This window comes from Sphingomonas guangdongensis (genome assembly GCF_900199185.1).
In the GTDB taxonomy this organism is placed as follows: domain Bacteria; phylum Pseudomonadota; class Alphaproteobacteria; order Sphingomonadales; family Sphingomonadaceae; genus Sphingomonas; species Sphingomonas guangdongensis.
In genome coordinates this window covers 402,399-421,358 of sequence record NZ_OBMI01000002.1, presented here as the reverse complement: position 1 = coordinate 421,358, position 18,960 = coordinate 402,399, and the positions used below count along the sequence as shown (strand labels likewise).

Sequence of the window (18,960 nt, the reverse complement as noted above, 5' to 3'; positions counted from 1 at the left end):
CTGATCACCAGTTGTTCTGGAGCGGCATGTCTTGGTTCAAACGCCCGCCACCGTCATTGTAGGTGCCGCCGCTGCCACCACCGTATGAGGGAACCTTGTTGCCCGCCGCCAGCGTCGCTGCGTGCGCTTGTGAACGGTCAAGCGGATCGATCAATTGCTGACTCATGTAGGTTGACTGGCCACTCCCCGCGATCAGCCCGGCATGGCTTTCAATCGTCAGTGTGAGCGTGTGTTGGCTGGCGTCACGGTTGATCTGGAGCTTATCCATTGCGCCGGTTCTGACGCGCCGGAACGCCCAAATGGGCGCTTCCAAGGGGTTGCCAGTTCGGATTAAGATGGCGGACCAGATGGTCGCTCGACGCCCGCGATACTCCGATGGGTAGACCTGCGCCGCGATCAGGGTTTCATCGGGCGCGTCGGGAAGTGCCAGCGTGATCGGCAGTTCGTCCGAGCCCGTATAGCTCATCACGTTGTCGCCGACGTTCACCACCAGCCCGTTGACCAGCGGGTGAATGACTTGGTTGTCTAGCAGCGTGTCGCCTGTCATCTGCGGCTGAATGGTCTCCGGACCAGTCCACGCGCACAAGGTTTCCGACGCGAAGTCGAACCGCGCCACCAAGGCGGTGGTGATTTCATGACCAGACAGTGCATCCCGGTAGGTGGTGCCCGTCGAGCCAATCGGTGTGTTGAGACCCGGCCGCATCAGAACACCGCCTCGATGGCCGACATTGAGCCGAAGTCCGCACCATCCACGCCTAGCGTGTAGCCAACGTCTTCCGTGCCGATCAGGCGGAAGAGCCCCACTGGCGCGTTGAAGACGACGACGGCGCCTTGCGCGACCGTGGTGCGGATGCGTGGTTCGAACTCCACATCGCACGTGCCATCAGCCGCTGCACTGACGGGCGCGGCAACAATGCGGAAGAGTTGCGCGCCGATGCTGAAGAACTGCCCCAGCCGAAGCTGTGACGCCTCCCCTGCGGACCATCCCGCGATCCTGATGGTAGAGTTTTGGCTGAAGGCGGGAAGCGCCAGCGTCTTGCCCGTCAGGCCGCTCACGATGGCTTGCTTTGGCGTGTAGCGGAACGTTCCAACGGGACCACGAAGGCTGGCGATCCACGCTGCCACTTGCTCGGCTTGAGCGTGTCGCATCGGTGGCCACGTCCACGTCAACGACCATGAGGCATCGTTGTAGATGTGCTGCGCCTTGAGGCTGTAGTCAGAGCGCGCTGTGGTGACACGCGTGCTGATCGTCAGTCTTTGCGTGTTGGGCGTAAACGGAGTGAAAGGGACAGGATATTGCACCCACTATTTAGGTGCGTGGTCTCCCGAGCTTGCGCATCGTCGCTTCAGTCGCCGACTGATTGATGATCGGCATTGCTTCCATGATGCCGCTGAAGACCATGCCGCGCACGGCTTCAGGATCGTTGGACGTGATGCTTCCAATGTGAACGTTGATCGCCTGCCCGCCAGCGTCGCGCTGGAGCGACTTCAGCGCATGGTTGGGAACCACGTTGGCGTGACTACCGACTTCGATGATTTCCTCACCGCGCTCGCCTACCCGGTAGATGCCCGGCGCCGTGTAGCCGCCGTTGGCACGCGCCCCGATGCCAAGGGTCGGGATCACCGATGGCAACGCGCTGCCGTTGAGGCTGATGCCGCCGCCGATGCCACCAGCAACGCCACCTGTTGCAGCGCCGAACAGTCCGCCGACGATGCTGCCAAGCAGCCCGCCTCCACCGCCACCGCCGAACAACAGGTCACCGAGCGGTTTGATGAAGGCTTGCTTCAGGCCGATGTCGATCAGCCCGCGCACCACCGTGGACATCACGTCGCCAATGACGCCCACCAGCGACTTGCCCGACATAATGGCTTCCGTCAGCCCGTCATTGATGCGGTCGAGTGCTTCGACCTGAATGGATTCGAGCGCGTCGTTTATCTCACCCGTGGTGCGCGGGAGGGCGTCTAGGTAGCTTTCCAGCGGACCAGCGGTCTCACGCTTAGCGCGCGTCTGTGCCTCCGTCTGAAGGGCACCCAAGATGGCGAGCTTCTTATTGGCTATCGCCTTGTCGGCTTCACTCGATTTCTCGCTATCGCGAACCCGCTCAAGCGCCAGTCGCTGTTGCTCGAACTCCAAATCGAGGATTTGCAGCGTCAGGGTGCGACGCTCACCGGATGAGCGTGCCAGTCCAAGCGACGACTCTTTGAGGTCGCGCTGAATGTCGATTTCGCCTGATGCCAATTCGAGCGACTGGCGCGCCAGTTCTTCGCGCTCTTGAAGGCTGATCGCCTGCCCGAGCAGACCGGGTGCAGACACGGTGATTTCACCGTTGGCGTCCTTTGTCGCCTCACCGTAGAGCTTCGCGTTGATCTTGCGGAGCGCGTCGGCTTCCTGCGCCTTCAGGTCGCCAGTGCGTAGCCGCTCGACAATCTCCGCTTCAGCCGCCTGACGCTCACGCGCCAGCATTTCACGTTCCATGTCGGCGCGGTCGCTGATCGACGTGGACAGCCCCATGCGGGCGCGGGCGATGGCATCTTCACCAGCCGCTAGGTCACGCTGGTAGCTGGCGAGCCGCTGAAGCTCCTTTTCGGCTAGTTCCTTCGCACTTGGTCCCGCCTTGGCTGGCGTTGATTTGGTGGTTGGAAGGTCGATGGTGCCAGCGCCGGGCGGTGGTGGCGTGAGACCACCGCCAGAGCGCCCGGCCGCGACCCGCTGCCATTCCTGCTTGAGCCACACGTTCTGCTTGTAGAGCGACATCAGTTCCGGGTCGGTCTTCGGGTCACGACCGGCTGCAACCCCCGCGCGCCAACGGCGGTTGTTGTCTTTGACCAATGCTTCGCGACCGGCCTGCGTGCCAGCAAGGGCGTTACGGGCATCCTGACGAATGGTGTTGATCGACTTACCTTCGATCAGCCCCGTCGCGAGTGAACCCAAGTCCCAATTGAGCGGATTACCACCCTGAAGACTGAGGTTCCGCGCTACCTGCATGTTTTCGATGAAGCCAAGCAGCCCTGAAGTCGCCTTTGCAAAGGAGTTCGCCAGACTCATGATCGCATCAGCGTTCTGAAGAATGCCGTTCGCGGTTTGCGCGCTCAGAATCATCTTCATCTGATCCAACTTGTCATTCATCGGACCAGCGTTGCGGAGCACATCGTCTTCCATGACGATGCCTAGCTGTTGCGCCGCCACCGCCATGTCGGAGATACCGGCCCGTCCGCCCGCAAGCGTGACGGTCAGGTCAGCCGCCTTCTTCCCAAACAGTTCGGACGTAGCCGCAAGCTGCGCCTGACGGTTGTCGAGCTTACTGATACCATCGGCGGCTTGAAGGGTAGCTTCGCCGATGTCCTTGGTCGTGATGTTGTATTCGGCAAGCGTCTTGCGCGCCTTCTCAGACCCGTTGTCGGCTTCACCCATCAGCTTGGCGAACTTTTCAAGTCCGACGCGCGCGGTCTCGACGCTGGAACCGTTCATCTGTGCCGCATAGGAGAACTCTTGTAGGAACTTGGTTGACGCGCCGATCTTGTCGGCTGTGTCCACGATAGCGTCGCCGAAGTCCGCAGCCGCCTTGATCTGGTTCGCCATTGCGTCGATTGAGAATGCGGAGATGAAGCCAAGGGCGGCACCCTTCACCGATGACGTGATCAGCGACATCGAAGTGCTGATCTGGCGGGCGTGCTTTTCCGTGTCAGCCGCCGCCTTGCGCATCCCGCCAATGAAGTTTGCTGCCTCAAGGTTGAGGTCTACGTAGAGTGAGCCTGCTTTCGCCATATCTGGAACTATTTAGGCGAAAACCGCCTCAACCGAGCCCGTTGAAGAAGTCAAATATCTTTTCTTCAGCGGTCTTGCGCTCTTCGCGCCGACGCTGACGTGCACGCTCTTCAGGAAAGCGATCAAGAAACTCCGGCATGGTTTTTTTCGAGTGAAAGCACCAGAACAGTTGATAGAGGCCACGGAAGTGCTCATCCGCTGCCGCCGTGCCCCACGGTTCGACCTGAAAGTAGACCTTCCACTCTTCGAACTCGGCCGGTGAGAGTGTCGCGTCGAGTTCCGCCACCGTCCGCCCCATGGCGAGGGCAAGACGGAAGAGCATTTGACGGTCGAAGTTTAGCGCGAAGTCTTTTTTTTAACGGGCTGTGCCGGTTGTGCGGTATCGTTCAGGCGCTTTGCCGCCATCCACAACGTCATGACGGTCGGATAGCTCAACTCTTCGAACCGGTCGATGTCATCCATGGTGAAGATGAGTTTGCCACTTTCATCGCAAATGCTGAAGATAAGCATCACCACGGCTTGGTCGAGCGGTTTAACCTCAGCCACCCCGGCGCGCTCGCCTTCAGGTAGCGCCTGATCGTCCGCATAATCCTCTAGCGCGCGGTGGTTTGCGACGATCACGTCATACATCTCCGTGCGCGCCTTCACAGACTGCGCACGGACGTTGACTTCGCCACCCCACTCAGTTGCGAACGCCTCCATAAGCGGCTTTGCCGCAAGGATGGCGTCACGTGAGAGAACCGCCATCTTAGGTCGTTGCGCTCTTCGTGATTGCACCGTCAAACTTGAACGATGCGCTGGCGCTGAATGCCTGATCGAGACCGCCGGAGATCGAGAACGTCTTCGCGTAGGCGTAAGCTTCCCACTTTACGTTGCCGGGCACGTTGGCGATGATAAGCTGAATGCGAGTGTTCGCGTCACGCGCCGCCGACACTGCCGTTTGACCGGCGTCGGTCGGAAGATAGTTGAGGGTCAGCGTCATCTCACCCTCATCGGCCAAGCCTGTCATGAACTCACGCTTAGTCGAGTCTAGGTCACTGGTGTCGATGTCGGGAGCGCTGCCACCGCCGAAGTCGAAGTCTTTGATGCCACCGATCTTGACCGGCGCAGCCGCGCCAACCTTGATGTGAACAGTAGTTGCCTTGGCGTTGATTGCTGCCATCTTTCTCCTTTGGTTGTTTCAACCGAGTTTCGTTCGCTTCTATTTAGGCATTTGACCCCGCGTGACGGGCGCAGTCTTCACATCAGCGTGACGACGCTGATCACATCAGGGCGAAGACTCGGAAGCGCATGACGACGCGGTGAAGCGTGCGCTCAGTGGTCTCATCAGTGTCGCTGAAGCATTCCGTCCACGTCACACCGAAGTCGCGTTCGACGGTGGTGCGTAGCTTGCGGCGGATCGTGCGTGCTAGCGCGGATGCGACCTTCAAGTCAGGGTCGTAGACATCGATTTGGATGAGGGCGAAGGCGTGCTCTTCAAGGTCGTCTAGGTCAGCGTTGAGGTCGTCTACCGGCGCTGTGGCAAGGTGGTTGTAGACAATGGCTGGCGTCGAGTAATCTAGCGGCGCTTTAGCCACGTAGACGTTCGGTGATACGCTCAAGAGTAGCGTCGTCAGAGTTTCGTTCAACATCGACTATTTAGACGCCACGCTTAATCAGACGCCGGTCGAGCGTCTTCGCCATAGTGTCGATAGCCGCTTGCGTCTCACGCTCCAGCGTGCGCCCGGCGAACGGCTGCGGCTCTTGGTGGATGGTCCCGTATTCGACCATGTGGGCGTGAATGGTGTCGATGCCGATGAGCGCGCGCACCATTGTGGTCTTTTGCGGGCGCCCTTTGCGGACGATGACGTGATTCCTGATCTTGCGGTGGGCGCTGTCGTAGCTCCCGCCCTTGCCGCGCCGCTTCACCGTCTGACCTTCCGCGCGGGGGCCGTCCGGAGCGGCGGCTTCAATCTTCTTCGCGACTTCCTTTGCGGCGGCACGCACCGCCGCCTGACCGGCCTGTGTGGCTTCCTTGTCGGCTAAGTTCCGTAGGCGCTGCTGAAGCTCCTTGAAGCCGCGTAGGTTGGCGGTCGCGCTCACTCGCTGACCAGCGTCAGCACCAGCGCATCCCGGCGCCCCTCCGGCGCAACGCCCCTGACGCGGTAGTGCTGACCATCCACGGTGGCGCGCATCCCCACTGTGACGCCCGTGCGCCACCGTATGCGGTAGCGGGCGGCTGCTTGACGCTCCGAAACCCCAAGGCGCTCCACGTCGCTCCAGCGAAGCTCCAGACGCTCTGACCAGGCGGTGGCTACGACCGTCCACGTGGACACTATCTGCGCAACGTTGTCGCGCGTCTGTGTTTCGGTCGAGAGTGTGAGGGAACGGTCAAGTGACCCGCTGCGGATCGTCACAGACAGTAGTTCCGGTGGACTGCGCAAAGCCGGGTTACAGCCCGCATCGCCTCATCAACTGCACCGTCACGGTCGTTGAAGTGAGCACCGACATAGACGGAGATTGCGTGCTTGATCGACTCACTGATTAGAGGCGTCACCGTCGCGCCCTCTTCGTCCACGTAGGGGCGAATGCGACCGTTCAGTTGGTGTTCGATCACGTCGATTGCGGCGCTTTCCAACATGGTCAGTGTCAGGGTATCGACGCCCTCTTCAAGGCGGCACCACTCGCGTAGCTGTGTTTCGATCAAAACTTCCATGGTGGTATTTAGGACAAAGGCCCGACATCATCGCTGATGCCGAGCCTTTGCTTCCCTTCTAGGAGACTTCGATTACGAAACGGACAGCTTCAGGAACTTGAGCGCCGTGGTGTCCGTCGCACAACCACCCACGCGGGCGCGGGCGCTGATCGCGATAAAGGGATCGAACGAATACGGGTTCACCAGCGTGGTCATGCTTACGCGATCAACGATGGTGTAAGCCGCGCGGAAGTCGCCGAACGCAGCAGCAAGGCCGTTCGCGGTGCCCTTCTCAGCTACGTTTTCGTCTTCGAAAACCGGGTAGCCAAGCAACGTGGACGGAAGTCCAGCCTGCGTGGACGGCTGCCAGATATACTGACCATTCGAGTCCTTCAGCTTGCGGTAATCACCAAGCGTCGCCTTGCTCATCACAAAGCTCGCATTGGCGCGGTGACCGGCCTTGAGGCTGTGGACAAGATCAATCAGCTTATCGAGGTCACCAAGACCGCCAGACACGCCAGAGGCGACGTGCTGGAAGGTGCCGAACGGACGCGTGCCAGCCTTGTCGGTCGTGGCAGCGGTCGCGTAGGTGAACAGACCCTTCGGCTTGTTGGTGCCGTCGCCGAGCACGAACGCGGTGCCCGTAGCTTCATCGAACTTGTCGCCAAGCGAGGCAACGAGGAACGGCTGAAGGTCGAACTGAGAATCCTCAAGCAACTGCTGCGTGATCAGAGCGCGGGCGCTAATCTCACCGATGGGCGGCACAACCTTTTCGATGGTCGGCGTGCCAGTTGTGTTGCGGGTCGTCTCACCAACCCACTCTGCACCAGCGCCGCCAGTCTGAACGGGGATGTGGAAGTCCGGCGTGGTCACGGTCAGAACCTGCGCAAGCTTGCGCATGACCGAACGGTCAGTGACATACTTGCGGATGTCGGCCGCAATGACTTTCGGGATCGTCACGCCACCATCGGTGGTCGGGTTGACGGTCGCCGACATCGCCTTGACTTCGCGCGTGATCAGGAAGTCACGGAAGCCCTTCACTTCAGCCTCATCAGCCGCGCTACCGTTGGTGGTGACGCGATTGGCGTCAGCCTCATCAGCGCGCATCTTGGCTTCAAGAGTGCTGATGGCGGTGTTCAGGCGCTCCGTAGCGGCTTCGTCGTTACGCTCAAGCGCCGACTTGAACTCGTTTGCAAGTGTGTTCAGCTTGTCGATCAGATTATCAGACATTCGTCTCCTTCATGGCCGTTGCCAGTTTCTCGATTGCGGCCATGATCGCCGCCTCATCGTATTTAGCGTTTTCTTCAGTTTCGATTGTTGCTTCGACGCTCTTATCTGCGTCATCAGCCTCAGTCTGCGGATCGTCACGCGACGCCATCAGGGCGGCGATTGCATCAGCGGAGAAACCAGCGTCGTTGAGCATCGCTTCAAGGTTGTCAGGCAACGATTTGACAGCGACGATCTGCGCTTGTTCGTTGACCGGACGGGTCACAACCGACACTTCGTCAAGGTGGGCGCCCGTGATGTGACGGTTGCCGCCCTTGTGCTCATAACCGGTTACGCGATAGCCGATTGAAAGTGACTTGATCGCGCCTGCCTTTAGGGCTGCGTAAATGTCCCGGCCCGCCGCTGTGTCGATCAGTTCGCCTTCAACGAAGAGCCCCTTCGCGTCTTCGCGCATCGACTTCCACACACCAACCGGAATGCCCTTGTATTCGTGGTTGAGCCACATCGCGGGCATGGTGCCAGTGTCGCTGTGGTGGGCAATGGTGGACTTGTAGGCGCCAGCTTCAACGACATCGCCGACGTGATCGACATTGCCGAACGTGGAGGCATAACCGCTAAAGGTCATCTTGCCGTCATTGTCTTCGACGGACTTCACCTCCAGTGAGGTGCGGATCACTTTTGTTTCCATGATCCTATTTAGGTTCCGGCGTCTTTTTGTTTGCCGGTGCGACCGAGCCGAACAAGTTTGCGGCCGGTCTCAGACGATTGGCGTCGGGATCATTAGAGAGCGCGTAGCCTTCAGCTTCCCGCGCTTCGTTCTGTGTCAGCCAACCACCCGTCAGGCCTTTGTTGTAATAGTCGGCGCGCTCATTAGCGGTGCCACGTAGGTAGTCGCGATTGTCGATAACGACAGAGTATCCGGCCGCGCGGTCAGAGTCGCTCAACAGGTTGTTGGTCGCTGACTGCGCAAAGCGGGCGTGCCAGTGAGCGTCCGTGTCCTGATCGTGCGCGATGTGCGCTTGCTCGACGCTGGAGTAGGACTGACTGCCAAGCGTGTGGAACACCTTCGTGGGCGAGACGCGGAAGTAGCGACAAATCTCTTCGATCTGGTAGCGGCGGGTCTCCAGCCACTGACTGTCCGTCGCGGTCGCAGATAGCGCCTGATACTTGACCGGAGCCGGGATGAAGGCGGTGCGACCACGCTTGCCCGCCCCGGTGTGGCGCTCCCTCATCTGCGTTCGAAGCTGGTCTAGTTGTTCCTTGCTCGCCGCCCCGTCGATACTCATGATGCCTTCGAGCGCGGCCCGGTTGGCGAACAGGTCGGTTCCAAAGGACTCCGCCACCGACATCAGGGTGATGGCGCGGCGTGCCTCTGCCGAAGTCACCAGCCCGCCACGACGGTGTGCCGATGGTCCCTTGAAGTGCCAGATGTTGCGGGTGTCGTAGGTGCGCCCGCCAACGTTGAACGTGGGGGCTGCGCCTAGCTCGACGGGATCGATGCGACTGACTTCGCTGTGGTCGAGCGGAACAAGCTCAAGCACCTCGCCATTGCGGGCGCGGTTAATCCACGCGTAGGCGTTGCCGTGGAGAGCGGCTTGCCATCCCATGACTTCGCGGAACTCATAACTGCACTGCGTGCGGTTCGGCTTGGCATTAAGGAGGTTGTAGAGCGGGTGCTTGGTAGCGAACTCACGGCCGGTGCCAGTGACCCGCTGCACATAGGCGGGCGGTAGTGCCAGCCCCTGACTGATGATCTGAGCGCACGCGTAAGCGACGCTGGTGAAGCCGCCCGCGTCCATCGAAAGCATACGATCTTCGACATATGCTTCGCTATGTGGCGTGATCGTCTCTGACTTCGTTTCGAGCGGACCGAAGAACCAATCTGATAGTTTTCCCATCCGGTATTTAGACGAACGGCTTAGTCGAACCACTCCAGCGTGAGGTCGAGTGGTTCCGGAGCGGCCACCCTTAGGCCAGCGTGCGCAAGAATGACCGTGACCATGCCGTCTATACGCAGATGGTCTTGTCCAGTTGGCTTCGACGGTCTCTTGAACTTGCCTTGCGGTTGCACGCTGATGTTCTGCGCCTGCCAATTTAGGCACGGATTGTCAGGGTGGACGATGAGCCTGTTTTGAAGGTCGGCTTCGAAGTCATCCATCGCCGGTCCGATGATCGGCGCTTTCAAGCTGAACGCCACGACGTTGGCACCATCGGCAGCTAGTTCCTGCATGATGGTGTTCGCTTCCCACTCATCGTAGTGGATGACCTGCACCCGGTAGGTCTTCAGCAGTTCCTTGAGCTTGTCGCGCACGGCGGCGTGGTCGCTGGCGGTGCCCTCCGTTTGGATGAGGTGACCAGACGCGATCCAATCAGCGTAGGCGGTCGAGTTGCGGTTGCGCTCCAGTGCGCCGCTAGGAACGAACAAGTAGGAGACGAAGGCGTGGCGACCGTCAGGCATCGTCCACCCGACCGTGATCGCGGTCAGGTCCGTCTTGGTGGACATATCGACACCGATGCTGACTTCCACGCCCGGCGGTATCTCCAGCGATGGTTGAGCCGCCCGCGACCAATCGGCTTGGTTGAGCCATCCTGCCGCTGTGTTGCACCAGACGTTCAGATACTTGGTAAGAGCGTCCGCCTGCGCAGCCGGTGACTGAAGCGCCTTCTCATATTCACCCTTCAGGTGCGTCTCATCGACGCTAACGCCATAGTTCGGGTTAGCTTTCTTCCAAACCTTCAAGTCTTTCCAGTCATCCGTTCCTAGATCAATCGTATAGATAAGGGCGAACTTGGCATCATCCCTGACTGAGCCGTTCAGGACAGACTCGAAATAGAGTTGTTCAGAGCGACATATGCCCGCCAGATTGACGCCAGCGGTGCTGATGATGAGTAGCAGCGGGTCAGAGCCGCGACGCTTTCCCATGCCGGTGCGGAACGCCTGTAGCTGCGTGCCGTCGAGCGCTTGGTGAAGCTCATCGGCTATTGCACACCACGGCAATCCGCCATCTTTTGTCTTGGCAATGACGGGTTTGAAGCTCGACCCGCTGCTAATCTGGTAAATTGACCGGGCGTTCACCTCCAGTCCGAGCGCTTCGCACATTGCAGGCGTCTGCAACGCCATCTGGCGTGCAGGTTCGAAGACGTGCATCGCTTGATCCATAGAGGTAGCGCCGGACAAGACCTGCGCACCGCCCTCGCCTTCACAAAAGGCCATGTAGTTGCCGATAATTGCTGCAACGGTGGACTTTGCAGAACCGCGCGGGAGCAACGCAAAGACTTCACGGTGCAGCCGTAGGCCGGTTGCCTTCACGATGAAGCCAAAGATGTTGGCAAACAGAAACAATTGCCACGGTTCGAAGCAAAAGCACTCGCCCGCAAGCGGCCCTATGACGTGTGGAAGCGCCTGTCCGAACTCACAAAAGTGGTCTACACGCGCTTCATCGTAGGCGATGTCAGGCCGGTCGAAGAGCGCAAGCGAGCGCTGACATTGCGCACGGACTTGCCACGACGCGTCTATCCGTCCGTCGATGACCTTTTGAGCGTATTCGAAAGCACGAAAGCTGAATGATTTACGTTTGAACTTAGGTAGCACAGCATATTTAGACGATCAGTCAACGGTGCCGCTAATCCATGAGAAACCAAGACACGCCTTGCCCGCACTTCTGAGCGTCTGAAGCGCTTCTTCCATATGCCAGCCGCTAGTCGCCACGTCATCGATGACCAGCACCAGTGCTTCAGCGGGTAGCGTCGCAATCTCGATAGGTGCGAGCTTGTCGAACTCCTTCGGATGGCTGACCCCTTTCACAAACCGGTCACTGAATACCTTGGCGAACTTCAGGCGCAGCTTTTCCGCCACCCGTTGCGCGATCTGGCAAGAAAAGCAGTCCGGACGTTGGCTGTGACCGCACGCGACGTGCGTCACCAGAACGTTCGGGTTGTCAGCGCCCACCTGACGTTCAAGCGTGGTGGCTAGGTCGTGCGCCGCCGCCTCTATGGCGTTGTGATCTAGCGCTTGCTTAGCCGCCTTCAGCTTGGCGATAGCGGCTTTCTTCCCCGCGTTGGTCCACGACCGGGTGGAGAGCCACGACACAAGCTTGCGGGAGTAGACCTGAAGGCGCGGCTTGGTGCCACCGAACAGGTCGAACGCAGCATCCGGGTTGCTGGCAACGATGGTCTCCACGGTCGCGGTGACGGGCACTGGTGCCGGTGCGGGCACGATGGTGGCGTTGTGAGCGTCGATCAGCGCCGCCGTGGCATCGTCTGTGGCGACGATCAGCGCCTGACGGTCACCTACGCGGCGCCCTAGCGTCGGAGTGCAGCCGTGGTGCTCCACGATCCACGCAGAGAGCGCGTCCGCATCGTGGGTCAGCAGCACCCGCGACCTGATAGACATCAGGCCTTTGGACGGATGGTGAAGGGGCTGACCTTCGTCTCCGTCGTGGTGGATGAGAGCTTGGCGAGGCGCGACTTCAGACCGGCAATGCCTAGCAGTTCCGCCATCTTGCGCAGTTCGGTCATGGTCGCCGCCGTGGGCGACTGACCCGACATCACGGTTAGGCGGAACAGCGCCTCGATCTCGCAGTAGCGGCCGAACATCGAAGAGTCGGTGTCAGTCGCACCACAGGCGATCACCCGCTCTAGCTCTTCCTCTTACACCAGCCGAGCTTCAGCGGTCAGGTAGGAGGGTTGCACTGGTGGTGAGACGCTAGGTGCAGCGTCGAGCGCCACGATGTCGGCGTGACGATCCTTGCGGTAGGTGCCGGAGAGTTCCTTCAGCGCCGGATTGGCTGGTTTGCGACCACGTTGCATGTTGGTATTTAGCGCACGTGGAGGACGCATGACTGAAGAAGAGAGCACGACGTCGACCAGCGTTGCCTTAAATGCCGCAACAAGTGCGCTGACCGGTCTACCACCTCCGATCCAGCGATCTGCCATAAAGGCCTTCAATCAGCTTGTCGGCGCTTTGATGTCTTACCCAGTAGCATGGGCTGATCGCGCGGCTTCCAAGATTGAATCCAAAACTAGCGCTCTTCGCATGATGGACGCGGCGGTCGCAAAAGCCGCAGCCGAGAGCGTAGTAGCTGATCCCGAAGTTATTAAGCGAGCGGCGGACAACTTGCTCCGAAAGGAATATCGCAAGCAAAATAACAAAGAACAGATTATGCACGAGGCTGTTGTAGAACTAGCAAGAGAGCCTGATCGAACAAGCGTCGCCGATAGTGAAGTGATCGATGAAGATTGGCTGAACGTTTTCGAACAGTATGCCGAGACTGCTTCTACAGATCGAATGAGAGGCATCTGGGCTAGGGTTCTTGCTGGAGAGATAAGGAAGTCTGGAACCTTCTCGATACGGACTCTTCGTTTTTTATCTGAATTCTCGCAAGAAGAGGCGTTCAACTTCTCTAAGTTAGCGCAATTCGCTACAAAGAGCTATATCGCTCGATCAGCGGTCAAAGAGCTTTTCCCGGATGATGTGAGACCGCTGCTGTTCTTGGAAAATGCTGGCCTGATCAATGGTGCAACGGGAATCCCTCTTGAGGTGACGCTAACCTTCGACAACCAAGGAATGGCGTATGTTTTTGCTCGCGGGTTAGTGCTAAGAATACACGGCAAGCCAGAACAGAAATCTAACCTAGAAATTATCGCATTGACGCAGGTCGGTTCGGATATAGCTAGCATCATTCCTATATCGGATGAAGGTCAAGGTTTACGTTCCGTTTGGAAAGAGCTTTCTTCCGATCAGACGCTTTGGGCTGATCTTTGTAAAGTCATCGAAGCTGACGGCGCTTTGCTGGCGGAGCCAATCGAAGCGCTCAGGCCCAAGCCCGATGAACAATCTGACAGCGTATAAAAAGACTTGAAGGGCGGACTTGGGCAGGCGCCCTCCCGTAGGAAAACACCCGCCCCGGTCCATCGGCGATGCGTAGCACCGATGGTGCACACTTCTATTTATCATTGCGGGAGCATTGATGCCCTACAACCACGACCAGCTACTCGAAACCTGCAAGGCGATTGCCGCCTCCAAGCACGTCACCCAATACGTGATCGGCGTAACCACCAACCCATCACAGCGTCGCGCCAGCTACGCCGGTTGGGCGCGACGTGAAGGAGGCAACCTTGACGGCTTTGTCATTCTCGATTGGGGGCTGAATCGCAATCAGGTCGAAGCCGTCGAACGTCACCTGTTCCAAGGCTTGGTCAACGATGACAAGTATGGCGTGATCAAGATGCACTACCATCCGTCGATCAAGGATGTTGACGACCAAAGCGTATACATCGCTTGGTGGTCACCGTGGCTCGTGATCGCCGAAGAGTTCAAAGACTGAGAGTGCTCCGCTAGCGTCGCGCCTTTCGCATCCACTCACGTAGCGCCGCGTCTTGACCGACCACGGCGAGGTCATAGCCGCGCTGGAGGTAGCGCTGTTCGTCCACGCCTTTGCGCGCGTTGCAGTCGCGACACGCGGGTGCGAGGTTCGCGGGCTCGTTGGTTCCACCGAGCGACAAGGCCAGCACGTGATCGAGCACGGTCGCGGGCGTGATCCTACCTTCCGCCCGACAATATCGGCACAGCGGGTCTGCATCCATGATCCGGTCACGTTGACGCCGGTAGGCTGCGCTCTGGTCACGCAGCGTCGTGGAGCCGCCCTGACGGGTCTTAGACGGGCGCTTGGCTCCAAAGCGTGGTGGTCGATCTGGCACCCATGATTTAGCCCCGCTGACGCTTGATCAGCGCGTTCCACTGGTCTTCCGTCTTCGGGAACCGGTCAGGTGCAGTGGGTAGCTGGTGGGTGACCCGTAGGTGTGACGGTCTCCCCCGGCATTTGGTGCAGCGCAGATGCCGCGCCAGCACGTGCCAGCGGATGTCGAACCGGTGGACGCCATACCAGCGGGCGCACCGCTTCGCGTCCACGATGCTGGAGTGTCCACAATCGCAGAATACCGCCAGATTGGACCCGATGCGGGTGACATCCCAGAGGGAGTCGATGCGGGTGTTGGCGCTCATACGCGCCGGGTAACTCGTGAAGAACGCATCGGGAACAAACGCAACTGTGGATAGCGTGGAGTGACGCCTAAACGAGCACGTAGCCGCCGCTGCTGTTGCGGACGTAATCACCGCTGGCGTTGCGCATAGCGTTCGGCGGCGCCCTGCTAGACGCGGGCGCTTCAGCGGTCCGCGTCCGCGTCACTGTCACAGCAAGACCAAGACCCATCTGCATCCGTGATCGCGACGTTAGCGCCTGATCTGATCGATGGCTGGGGCAAGCCGTTCGCGCACCTGCTCTGCCAACATGCCATTTAGGTGCAATCCGTCCTTCGAACCCCAGCCGCCAGCATACATCGTGCGCCACGAAGTATTCTGACTGAAGTTGACGCGATAGGTGCCAACGCCGCCAGTCGTGCCAGTCAACTGCTCAAGGATCATGGTGCCATAGTAGGGACTGCTATCATAGGCGTTCCCCAGCCCTTCCGTGAGACACGTTCCATAGCCGAGCGTTCCACTGGTCACGGCGGTCACAGTCAATGTCGTGGCGCTGATCGATGCTGTTATCTGCGCAGCCGGGAAGCGGGCAGTCGTAGCAGATGGGTCGGGATCAACCGAATAGGCGTCGCGGTCGAAGGGATCGGCACCACGCGCCGTGTCGAAGATAAACGCCTCACCGGCAATACCAGCCCGGATCGCACGGTTCGCCTCCCGAACCTTCGGCTGGTTGGTGCCGAGACTCTGTCCGGCGATTGTGCGCCCGCCGTCAGTGTAGGGGACGTAAGGCGGCATGGTGGTGCCGATCACCTGCTTGTTGGGGAAGTAGCCCGCGAACGTCGCACGGTCAGCAAGAAACTGCGCAACGGTTCGACCGGTGCCGATATCGTTGACACCCCACGCGTTGACGATGTGGGTGAAGTAAGGCGCGAGCGCCAAGCGGTTCGACCGGTTGGCCGAGCTTCCGCCCGTGAATTGGTTGAGCGACGAAGAAGACTCCGCAACGCTGGTGTAGCCGAAGTGGCGACCGATTGCGCCGATGCAGAGGCCGTTGTCATAATGAGGCGTGCGCGGACCTTCAGTGCCGCCTTCTTCGCGGCTGTCTCCAAACACGAGAACAGACGGACGGCGGGTCTGACCAAGGAACAGGACTGGCGGGAAGCTAAACTCAGCCGGTGAACCACCGAACGCGTTCAGCAACGCTGGCGGTGAGGCATTCTGTCCAAGATCAAGGTAGCAGCCGGGTCGCGCGGTGAGCGGGTGCTGACCCTGACGCCACAGAACACCCGAACCATCGGCGCTGAACTGACGCGCCCAGACGTAGACCTGAGCACCCTTTGGGATCGTGACCGCGAAGTCGAGCAAGAGCGTCGCGTTCGCTGCCATATCTACTTCGGCCGGTGACCCCGGCGTTCCAGCCGCGATACACTGATCAGCGTAGGTGAACACGCCCGTGGGATATTCGAGCGCGGCGATGAATTTGCACGCGGCGGCAGGAGCGCTTTCAATGCCAGATGCAACCCGCCAGCGTGCCCATCCGACCTTCGGATTGGTGACCACTTCAGTGGTGATTACCATATCGCGGGTGCGGGCGTAGCGGTTCGCACCCGTGATGGAACTGCGTGGCATGTAGCAGCCGGTGGCCACTTGTCCGAGATACTGACTTGGAAGGTTGGCATTGCGGGTCTCCACCATCACAGCGCCTCCACGAGGTAGGTGCCGTCGCCGTCGATCAGGATCGCGCCATCAGCGTCGGTGATGAAGATGTAGCCGACTGGTGCCTCAAGGGCGTTCGGGATGCGGAGTGCTGCCGTTGGCAGTGAGAGCGACAACCCGATCATCAGTTCAGCAGTCCGACGATGTTGGTCGCGGTCGTGCTGGCGAGCACCCGAACAACCCGTAGGGGCAGCACAGAGCCACCCTGAACCCCCGTCAGGGTGACGGTGCCACCGTCGAGCATTTCCACCGTGAGATTGCCTGCGCCGCCCACATAGAGTCCGCTGGTGGCGTCTAATGTGGTCGCGTCAGATGGTGTGATCGCCAGTGCGGCGCTTGCGGGTCCGTAGACCGCGCGTGCGTGTGAAGAGTATCGGTCAGCCATGCTGTATTTAGCACGAGCGCCTGATCAGCAAGCGGATGACCTACACGTTGCACCGCTCGCGCAAGCAAGCCATGCTGCGCGCATGAGCAGGGTTCTAGACTGGTTTCGACCCAAGCCGGTCGAGCAATGGAATGATCCAACCGAGGAGGCTGAGCATCGAAAGCAGCGAAAGCGCCTTTCCGAGACGCACTACATGCGTGGTCAATCGATCAGCGCGTGGCTGCTAGCGACGCTAGTGGCGATCAATGGTGGCGCACTTGCGACTTCGCGGGTTGCGCAAGCTAACGCTTGGCCGTTCGTCATAGGCGTCGTGATTGCGGTGATTGGTGGTTTCGTAATGACGCAAGAGGCTCAAGACCGAACGGCCTTCCATTATCTTGAGAGCTTGGCTGACACGAATATCAAGCCTTATGGTAAGACACTGAAGAGACGGCTGGAGTGGCGCTGGCCCATGTTGCGGCTGCTCGCCAGAACTCTGAACGTGGCGTCGCTGTCGCTCTTCGTGGTTGGATGCGTGTTGGTCGCGTCGTGACCGCGTGCTCACCACATCAGCGTGTTGACGCTTTACTAGACATCGGTGATGTCACGCGCACCACAGACAAACAGGAGTCGGTTGATGTCGCTGCTAGATGACCTGAAGGCGTTCTTTACGCCGGACGCTGATGAGGATTTTGAGCACCGGCCTTACGATCCTGCGAAGGCGCACGCAGCGGTGATCAAGGGCGTCCAGAGCACACGCGAGCGCTTTGACAGCACGGAACCGCTGAAGGGTCGCTCGTGGATCAAGCGGAGCAATTCCAGCGTTGAGTTCCGTCCGACCTACAAGGGCGAAGCACTCGACGTTGGTGAGCGGCGCCGGGTCAAGGCCGACAAGTTTCCGGCCGCGCTCGACACTTTTGAGAAAGCGGTAAAGGCGGGTCTCTTCGATGACCAGTTCGAACGCATCGACAGCATGGGGAAGTCCACGTCCTACATGCGCAGCGAGGTGGCTGGTGACCCCGTGGCGAAGAAGAGCCGCGCTCCACGCTCGCAAGCCGCTATCGATGCAGCGCGGGCGACGCGGGCGCGCAACAAGGCTGCTAAGCTCGCCGGTCAGGCGTGACCCGGCGTTTCAAGTTCATGACCGCACTGGCGGGCCTTGCGCTCGCCGGTTGCTCCGCCGCCGCTCAAGACGATGTCGGCGACAACGTCACCTATGACCTGAACGTTGAAGATGCGGAGGCGGATGAGCTTGAGGCACAGGCTGACGCCCTTGAGGCTATGGCGGATGCGGCTGAAACGAACCCGGACCCAAATGCTTGGGTGTTTGTGACCATTAGCAATGACAATTCTGTATACAAGATTAGAGAGCGTGATCGCCAGCGCATAACCGGGGTGGGCTCTTTCTGGACCGAGGCAAACCATTTACTCAACAAGACCGTTCAGTATCGCAAAACCAAGACCTTAAACCGGATCGACTGCCCGAATGAGACAATTACGCTTGTCTCATTCACGAACTACAAAGCCGATGGCGGTGTCTTAGACACCGACAACATCCCGACGTATCAGCAAAGCACCGCTCCCATCGTGCCAGACTCGATAGCGGACCACTTCATGCAGTTTGTCTGCAAGCCATGAGCCGAAGCGACAAAATCTGGTCAGTCGTTAGCTGCGCCCTTATGGGGCTGATCGCCTACACGACTTACTTACTCGCTACACGCCCCTAGGGGGCGCTAGGAGCCTCACTGGAGCACGAAGGCGGCGTGGAGCGATCTGCGTCGCCTTTTTTGTGTCGCGCGCTCTACGGGGCTCCCTACGTCACTAGAGACGGGTATAATCAGCATGGCTACGAACCGTCTGCCAGCCTAGCTCTACGCTAGAAGCTAATGGCACCGTTTGGTTTGGTTCGAGAGCCTCCACTCCCACCATGCGAGGAAATCCACGTGCCTAACGACCATGAGTATGCCTTCGATTCATACGGCGACGAAGAATCCGAGCCTCAGGATGCGTCTGACTTCGACGACGGTGACGCCTATGATGACGCTGACGCTGACGAAGAGGATCGGACGGACCTAGGACCAGATGGCGTCGTGCGTTGCGACTTTCGCGACGCGAATGGGGAGCGTTGCCCCAACTACCTACGAACCGATGAGCCCGGCGCCGGTCTCGACTTCAACTTTTGCGAAGAGCACACCGACCACGAGGTAGCGCGCTGATGGTCGGGGTGATCGAGA

Annotated in this window: 28 protein-coding genes; 6 read left to right on the top strand and 22 right to left on the bottom strand. The window is 59.5% G+C overall.

What is annotated here, in order from left to right; translation table 11 throughout:
* Positions 1-4 precede the first annotated feature (4 nt).
* From CRO12_RS09195 to CRO12_RS17980, 17 genes are all read right to left on the bottom strand, one after another.
* Positions 5-703, bottom strand: a complete 699-nt coding sequence (locus CRO12_RS09195; RefSeq protein ID WP_097063760.1) for a hypothetical protein — start codon at positions 701-703, stop codon at positions 5-7.
* Positions 703-1,056 (bottom strand): hypothetical protein, encoded by a 354-nt coding sequence (locus CRO12_RS09190; RefSeq protein WP_097063759.1) that lies wholly within the window; start codon positions 1,054-1,056, stop codon positions 703-705. Before CRO12_RS09190 ends, CRO12_RS09195 begins: the two co-directional genes overlap by 1 nt.
* Before the next feature lie 253 nt (positions 1,057-1,309).
* Positions 1,310-3,766, bottom strand: a complete 2,457-nt coding sequence (locus tag CRO12_RS09185; RefSeq protein WP_097063758.1) for a coiled-coil domain-containing protein — start codon at positions 3,764-3,766, stop codon at positions 1,310-1,312.
* 28 nt (positions 3,767-3,794) lie between these two features.
* Entirely contained in the window at positions 3,795-4,052 is a 258-nt protein-coding gene (locus CRO12_RS09180; RefSeq protein ID WP_179640947.1) for a phage tail assembly protein T, read from the bottom strand.
* Between the two features lie 50 nt (positions 4,053-4,102).
* Positions 4,103-4,513, bottom strand: coding sequence for a hypothetical protein (locus tag CRO12_RS09175; protein WP_144033582.1), 411 nt, complete (start codon positions 4,511-4,513; stop codon positions 4,103-4,105).
* 1 nt (position 4,514) lies between these two features.
* Entirely contained in the window at positions 4,515-4,928 is a 414-nt protein-coding gene (locus CRO12_RS09170; protein WP_097063755.1) for a phage tail tube protein, read from the bottom strand.
* 100 nt (positions 4,929-5,028) lie between these two features.
* On the bottom strand, positions 5,029-5,394 hold the full coding sequence (locus CRO12_RS09165) for a DUF3168 domain-containing protein (protein WP_179640946.1): 366 nt from the start codon (positions 5,392-5,394) through the stop codon (positions 5,029-5,031).
* A 10-nt stretch (positions 5,395-5,404) separates the two neighbouring features.
* Positions 5,405-5,848, bottom strand: a complete 444-nt coding sequence (locus CRO12_RS09160) for an HK97-gp10 family putative phage morphogenesis protein (RefSeq protein ID WP_179640945.1) — start codon at positions 5,846-5,848, stop codon at positions 5,405-5,407.
* Positions 5,845-6,162, bottom strand: coding sequence for a phage head closure protein (locus tag CRO12_RS09155; RefSeq protein ID WP_179640944.1), 318 nt, complete (start codon positions 6,160-6,162; stop codon positions 5,845-5,847). The genes CRO12_RS09160 and CRO12_RS09155 overlap by 4 nt, the downstream gene beginning before the upstream one ends.
* On the bottom strand, positions 6,159-6,461 hold the full coding sequence (locus CRO12_RS09150) for a head-tail connector protein (protein ID WP_097063752.1): 303 nt from the start codon (positions 6,459-6,461) through the stop codon (positions 6,159-6,161). The genes CRO12_RS09155 and CRO12_RS09150 overlap by 4 nt, the downstream gene beginning before the upstream one ends.
* Before the next feature lie 72 nt (positions 6,462-6,533).
* Positions 6,534-7,670 (bottom strand): phage major capsid protein, encoded by a 1,137-nt coding sequence (locus tag CRO12_RS09145; RefSeq protein WP_097063751.1) that lies wholly within the window; start codon positions 7,668-7,670, stop codon positions 6,534-6,536.
* Positions 7,663-8,343: an HK97 family phage prohead protease gene (locus CRO12_RS09140; protein ID WP_179640943.1), complete on the bottom strand. Its 681-nt coding sequence runs from the start codon at positions 8,341-8,343 to the stop codon at positions 7,663-7,665. Before CRO12_RS09140 ends, CRO12_RS09145 begins: the two co-directional genes overlap by 8 nt.
* Positions 8,344-8,359: 16 nt before the next feature.
* Positions 8,360-9,565, bottom strand: a complete 1,206-nt coding sequence (locus CRO12_RS09135; protein WP_097063749.1) for a phage portal protein — start codon at positions 9,563-9,565, stop codon at positions 8,360-8,362.
* 20 nt (positions 9,566-9,585) lie between these two features.
* Positions 9,586-11,259, bottom strand: coding sequence for a terminase large subunit (locus tag CRO12_RS09130; protein WP_097063748.1), 1,674 nt, complete (start codon positions 11,257-11,259; stop codon positions 9,586-9,588).
* A 15-nt stretch (positions 11,260-11,274) separates the two neighbouring features.
* Positions 11,275-12,042, bottom strand: a complete 768-nt coding sequence (locus tag CRO12_RS09125; RefSeq protein WP_097063747.1) for a phosphoribosyltransferase — start codon at positions 12,040-12,042, stop codon at positions 11,275-11,277.
* Positions 12,043-12,059: 17 nt separating this feature from the next.
* A complete protein-coding gene (locus CRO12_RS09120) occupies positions 12,060-12,263 on the bottom strand; it encodes a hypothetical protein (protein WP_179640942.1) in 204 nt (67 codons plus the stop codon).
* A gap of 54 nt (positions 12,264-12,317) precedes the next feature.
* Positions 12,318-12,476 (bottom strand): hypothetical protein, encoded by a 159-nt coding sequence (locus CRO12_RS17980; RefSeq protein ID WP_179640940.1) that lies wholly within the window; start codon positions 12,474-12,476, stop codon positions 12,318-12,320.
* Between the two features lie 28 nt (positions 12,477-12,504).
* Between CRO12_RS17980 and CRO12_RS09115 the strand changes: the two genes are divergently transcribed.
* Positions 12,505-13,518, top strand: a complete 1,014-nt coding sequence (locus CRO12_RS09115; RefSeq protein WP_179640939.1) for a DUF2806 domain-containing protein — start codon at positions 12,505-12,507, stop codon at positions 13,516-13,518.
* Between the two features lie 118 nt (positions 13,519-13,636).
* A complete protein-coding gene (locus tag CRO12_RS09110; RefSeq protein ID WP_097063744.1) occupies positions 13,637-13,993 on the top strand; it encodes a hypothetical protein in 357 nt (118 codons plus the stop codon).
* Positions 13,994-14,003: 10 nt separating this feature from the next.
* Here the strand turns inward: CRO12_RS09110 and CRO12_RS09105 are convergent, their stop codons facing one another.
* The 5 genes from CRO12_RS09105 to CRO12_RS09090 all read right to left on the bottom strand — a co-directional run bounded on the left by CRO12_RS09105 (position 14,004) and on the right by CRO12_RS09090 (position 16,747).
* Positions 14,004-14,252, bottom strand: a complete 249-nt coding sequence (locus CRO12_RS09105; protein ID WP_097063743.1) for an HNH endonuclease — start codon at positions 14,250-14,252, stop codon at positions 14,004-14,006.
* A gap of 121 nt (positions 14,253-14,373) precedes the next feature.
* A complete protein-coding gene (locus CRO12_RS09100) occupies positions 14,374-14,670 on the bottom strand; it encodes a hypothetical protein (protein ID WP_097063742.1) in 297 nt (98 codons plus the stop codon).
* Between the two features lie 228 nt (positions 14,671-14,898).
* Complete coding sequence (locus CRO12_RS09095; protein WP_144033581.1) at positions 14,899-16,341, bottom strand: SGNH/GDSL hydrolase family protein; 1,443 nt, start codon at positions 16,339-16,341, stop codon at positions 14,899-14,901.
* Entirely contained in the window at positions 16,341-16,487 is a 147-nt protein-coding gene (locus tag CRO12_RS17975; protein WP_179640938.1) for a hypothetical protein, read from the bottom strand. Before CRO12_RS17975 ends, CRO12_RS09095 begins: the two co-directional genes overlap by 1 nt.
* On the bottom strand, positions 16,487-16,747 hold the full coding sequence (locus tag CRO12_RS09090) for a spike base protein, RCAP_Rcc01079 family (protein WP_097063740.1): 261 nt from the start codon (positions 16,745-16,747) through the stop codon (positions 16,487-16,489). Before CRO12_RS09090 ends, CRO12_RS17975 begins: the two co-directional genes overlap by 1 nt.
* Here CRO12_RS09090 and CRO12_RS17725 point away from each other — a divergent pair.
* From CRO12_RS17725 to CRO12_RS09075, 4 genes are all read left to right on the top strand, one after another.
* Positions 16,746-17,279 (top strand): hypothetical protein, encoded by a 534-nt coding sequence (locus CRO12_RS17725; RefSeq protein WP_144033580.1) that lies wholly within the window; start codon positions 16,746-16,748, stop codon positions 17,277-17,279. The genes CRO12_RS09090 and CRO12_RS17725 overlap by 2 nt on opposite strands.
* 84 nt (positions 17,280-17,363) lie before the next feature.
* Positions 17,364-17,849, top strand: a complete 486-nt coding sequence (locus CRO12_RS09085; RefSeq protein WP_097063739.1) for a hypothetical protein — start codon at positions 17,364-17,366, stop codon at positions 17,847-17,849.
* A gap of 17 nt (positions 17,850-17,866) precedes the next feature.
* A complete protein-coding gene (locus CRO12_RS09080) occupies positions 17,867-18,364 on the top strand; it encodes a surface-adhesin E family protein (protein WP_179640937.1) in 498 nt (165 codons plus the stop codon).
* A 305-nt stretch (positions 18,365-18,669) separates the two neighbouring features.
* Positions 18,670-18,942 (top strand): hypothetical protein, encoded by a 273-nt coding sequence (locus tag CRO12_RS09075; RefSeq protein ID WP_097063737.1) that lies wholly within the window; start codon positions 18,670-18,672, stop codon positions 18,940-18,942.
* The last annotated feature ends 18 nt before the right edge of the window (positions 18,943-18,960 follow it).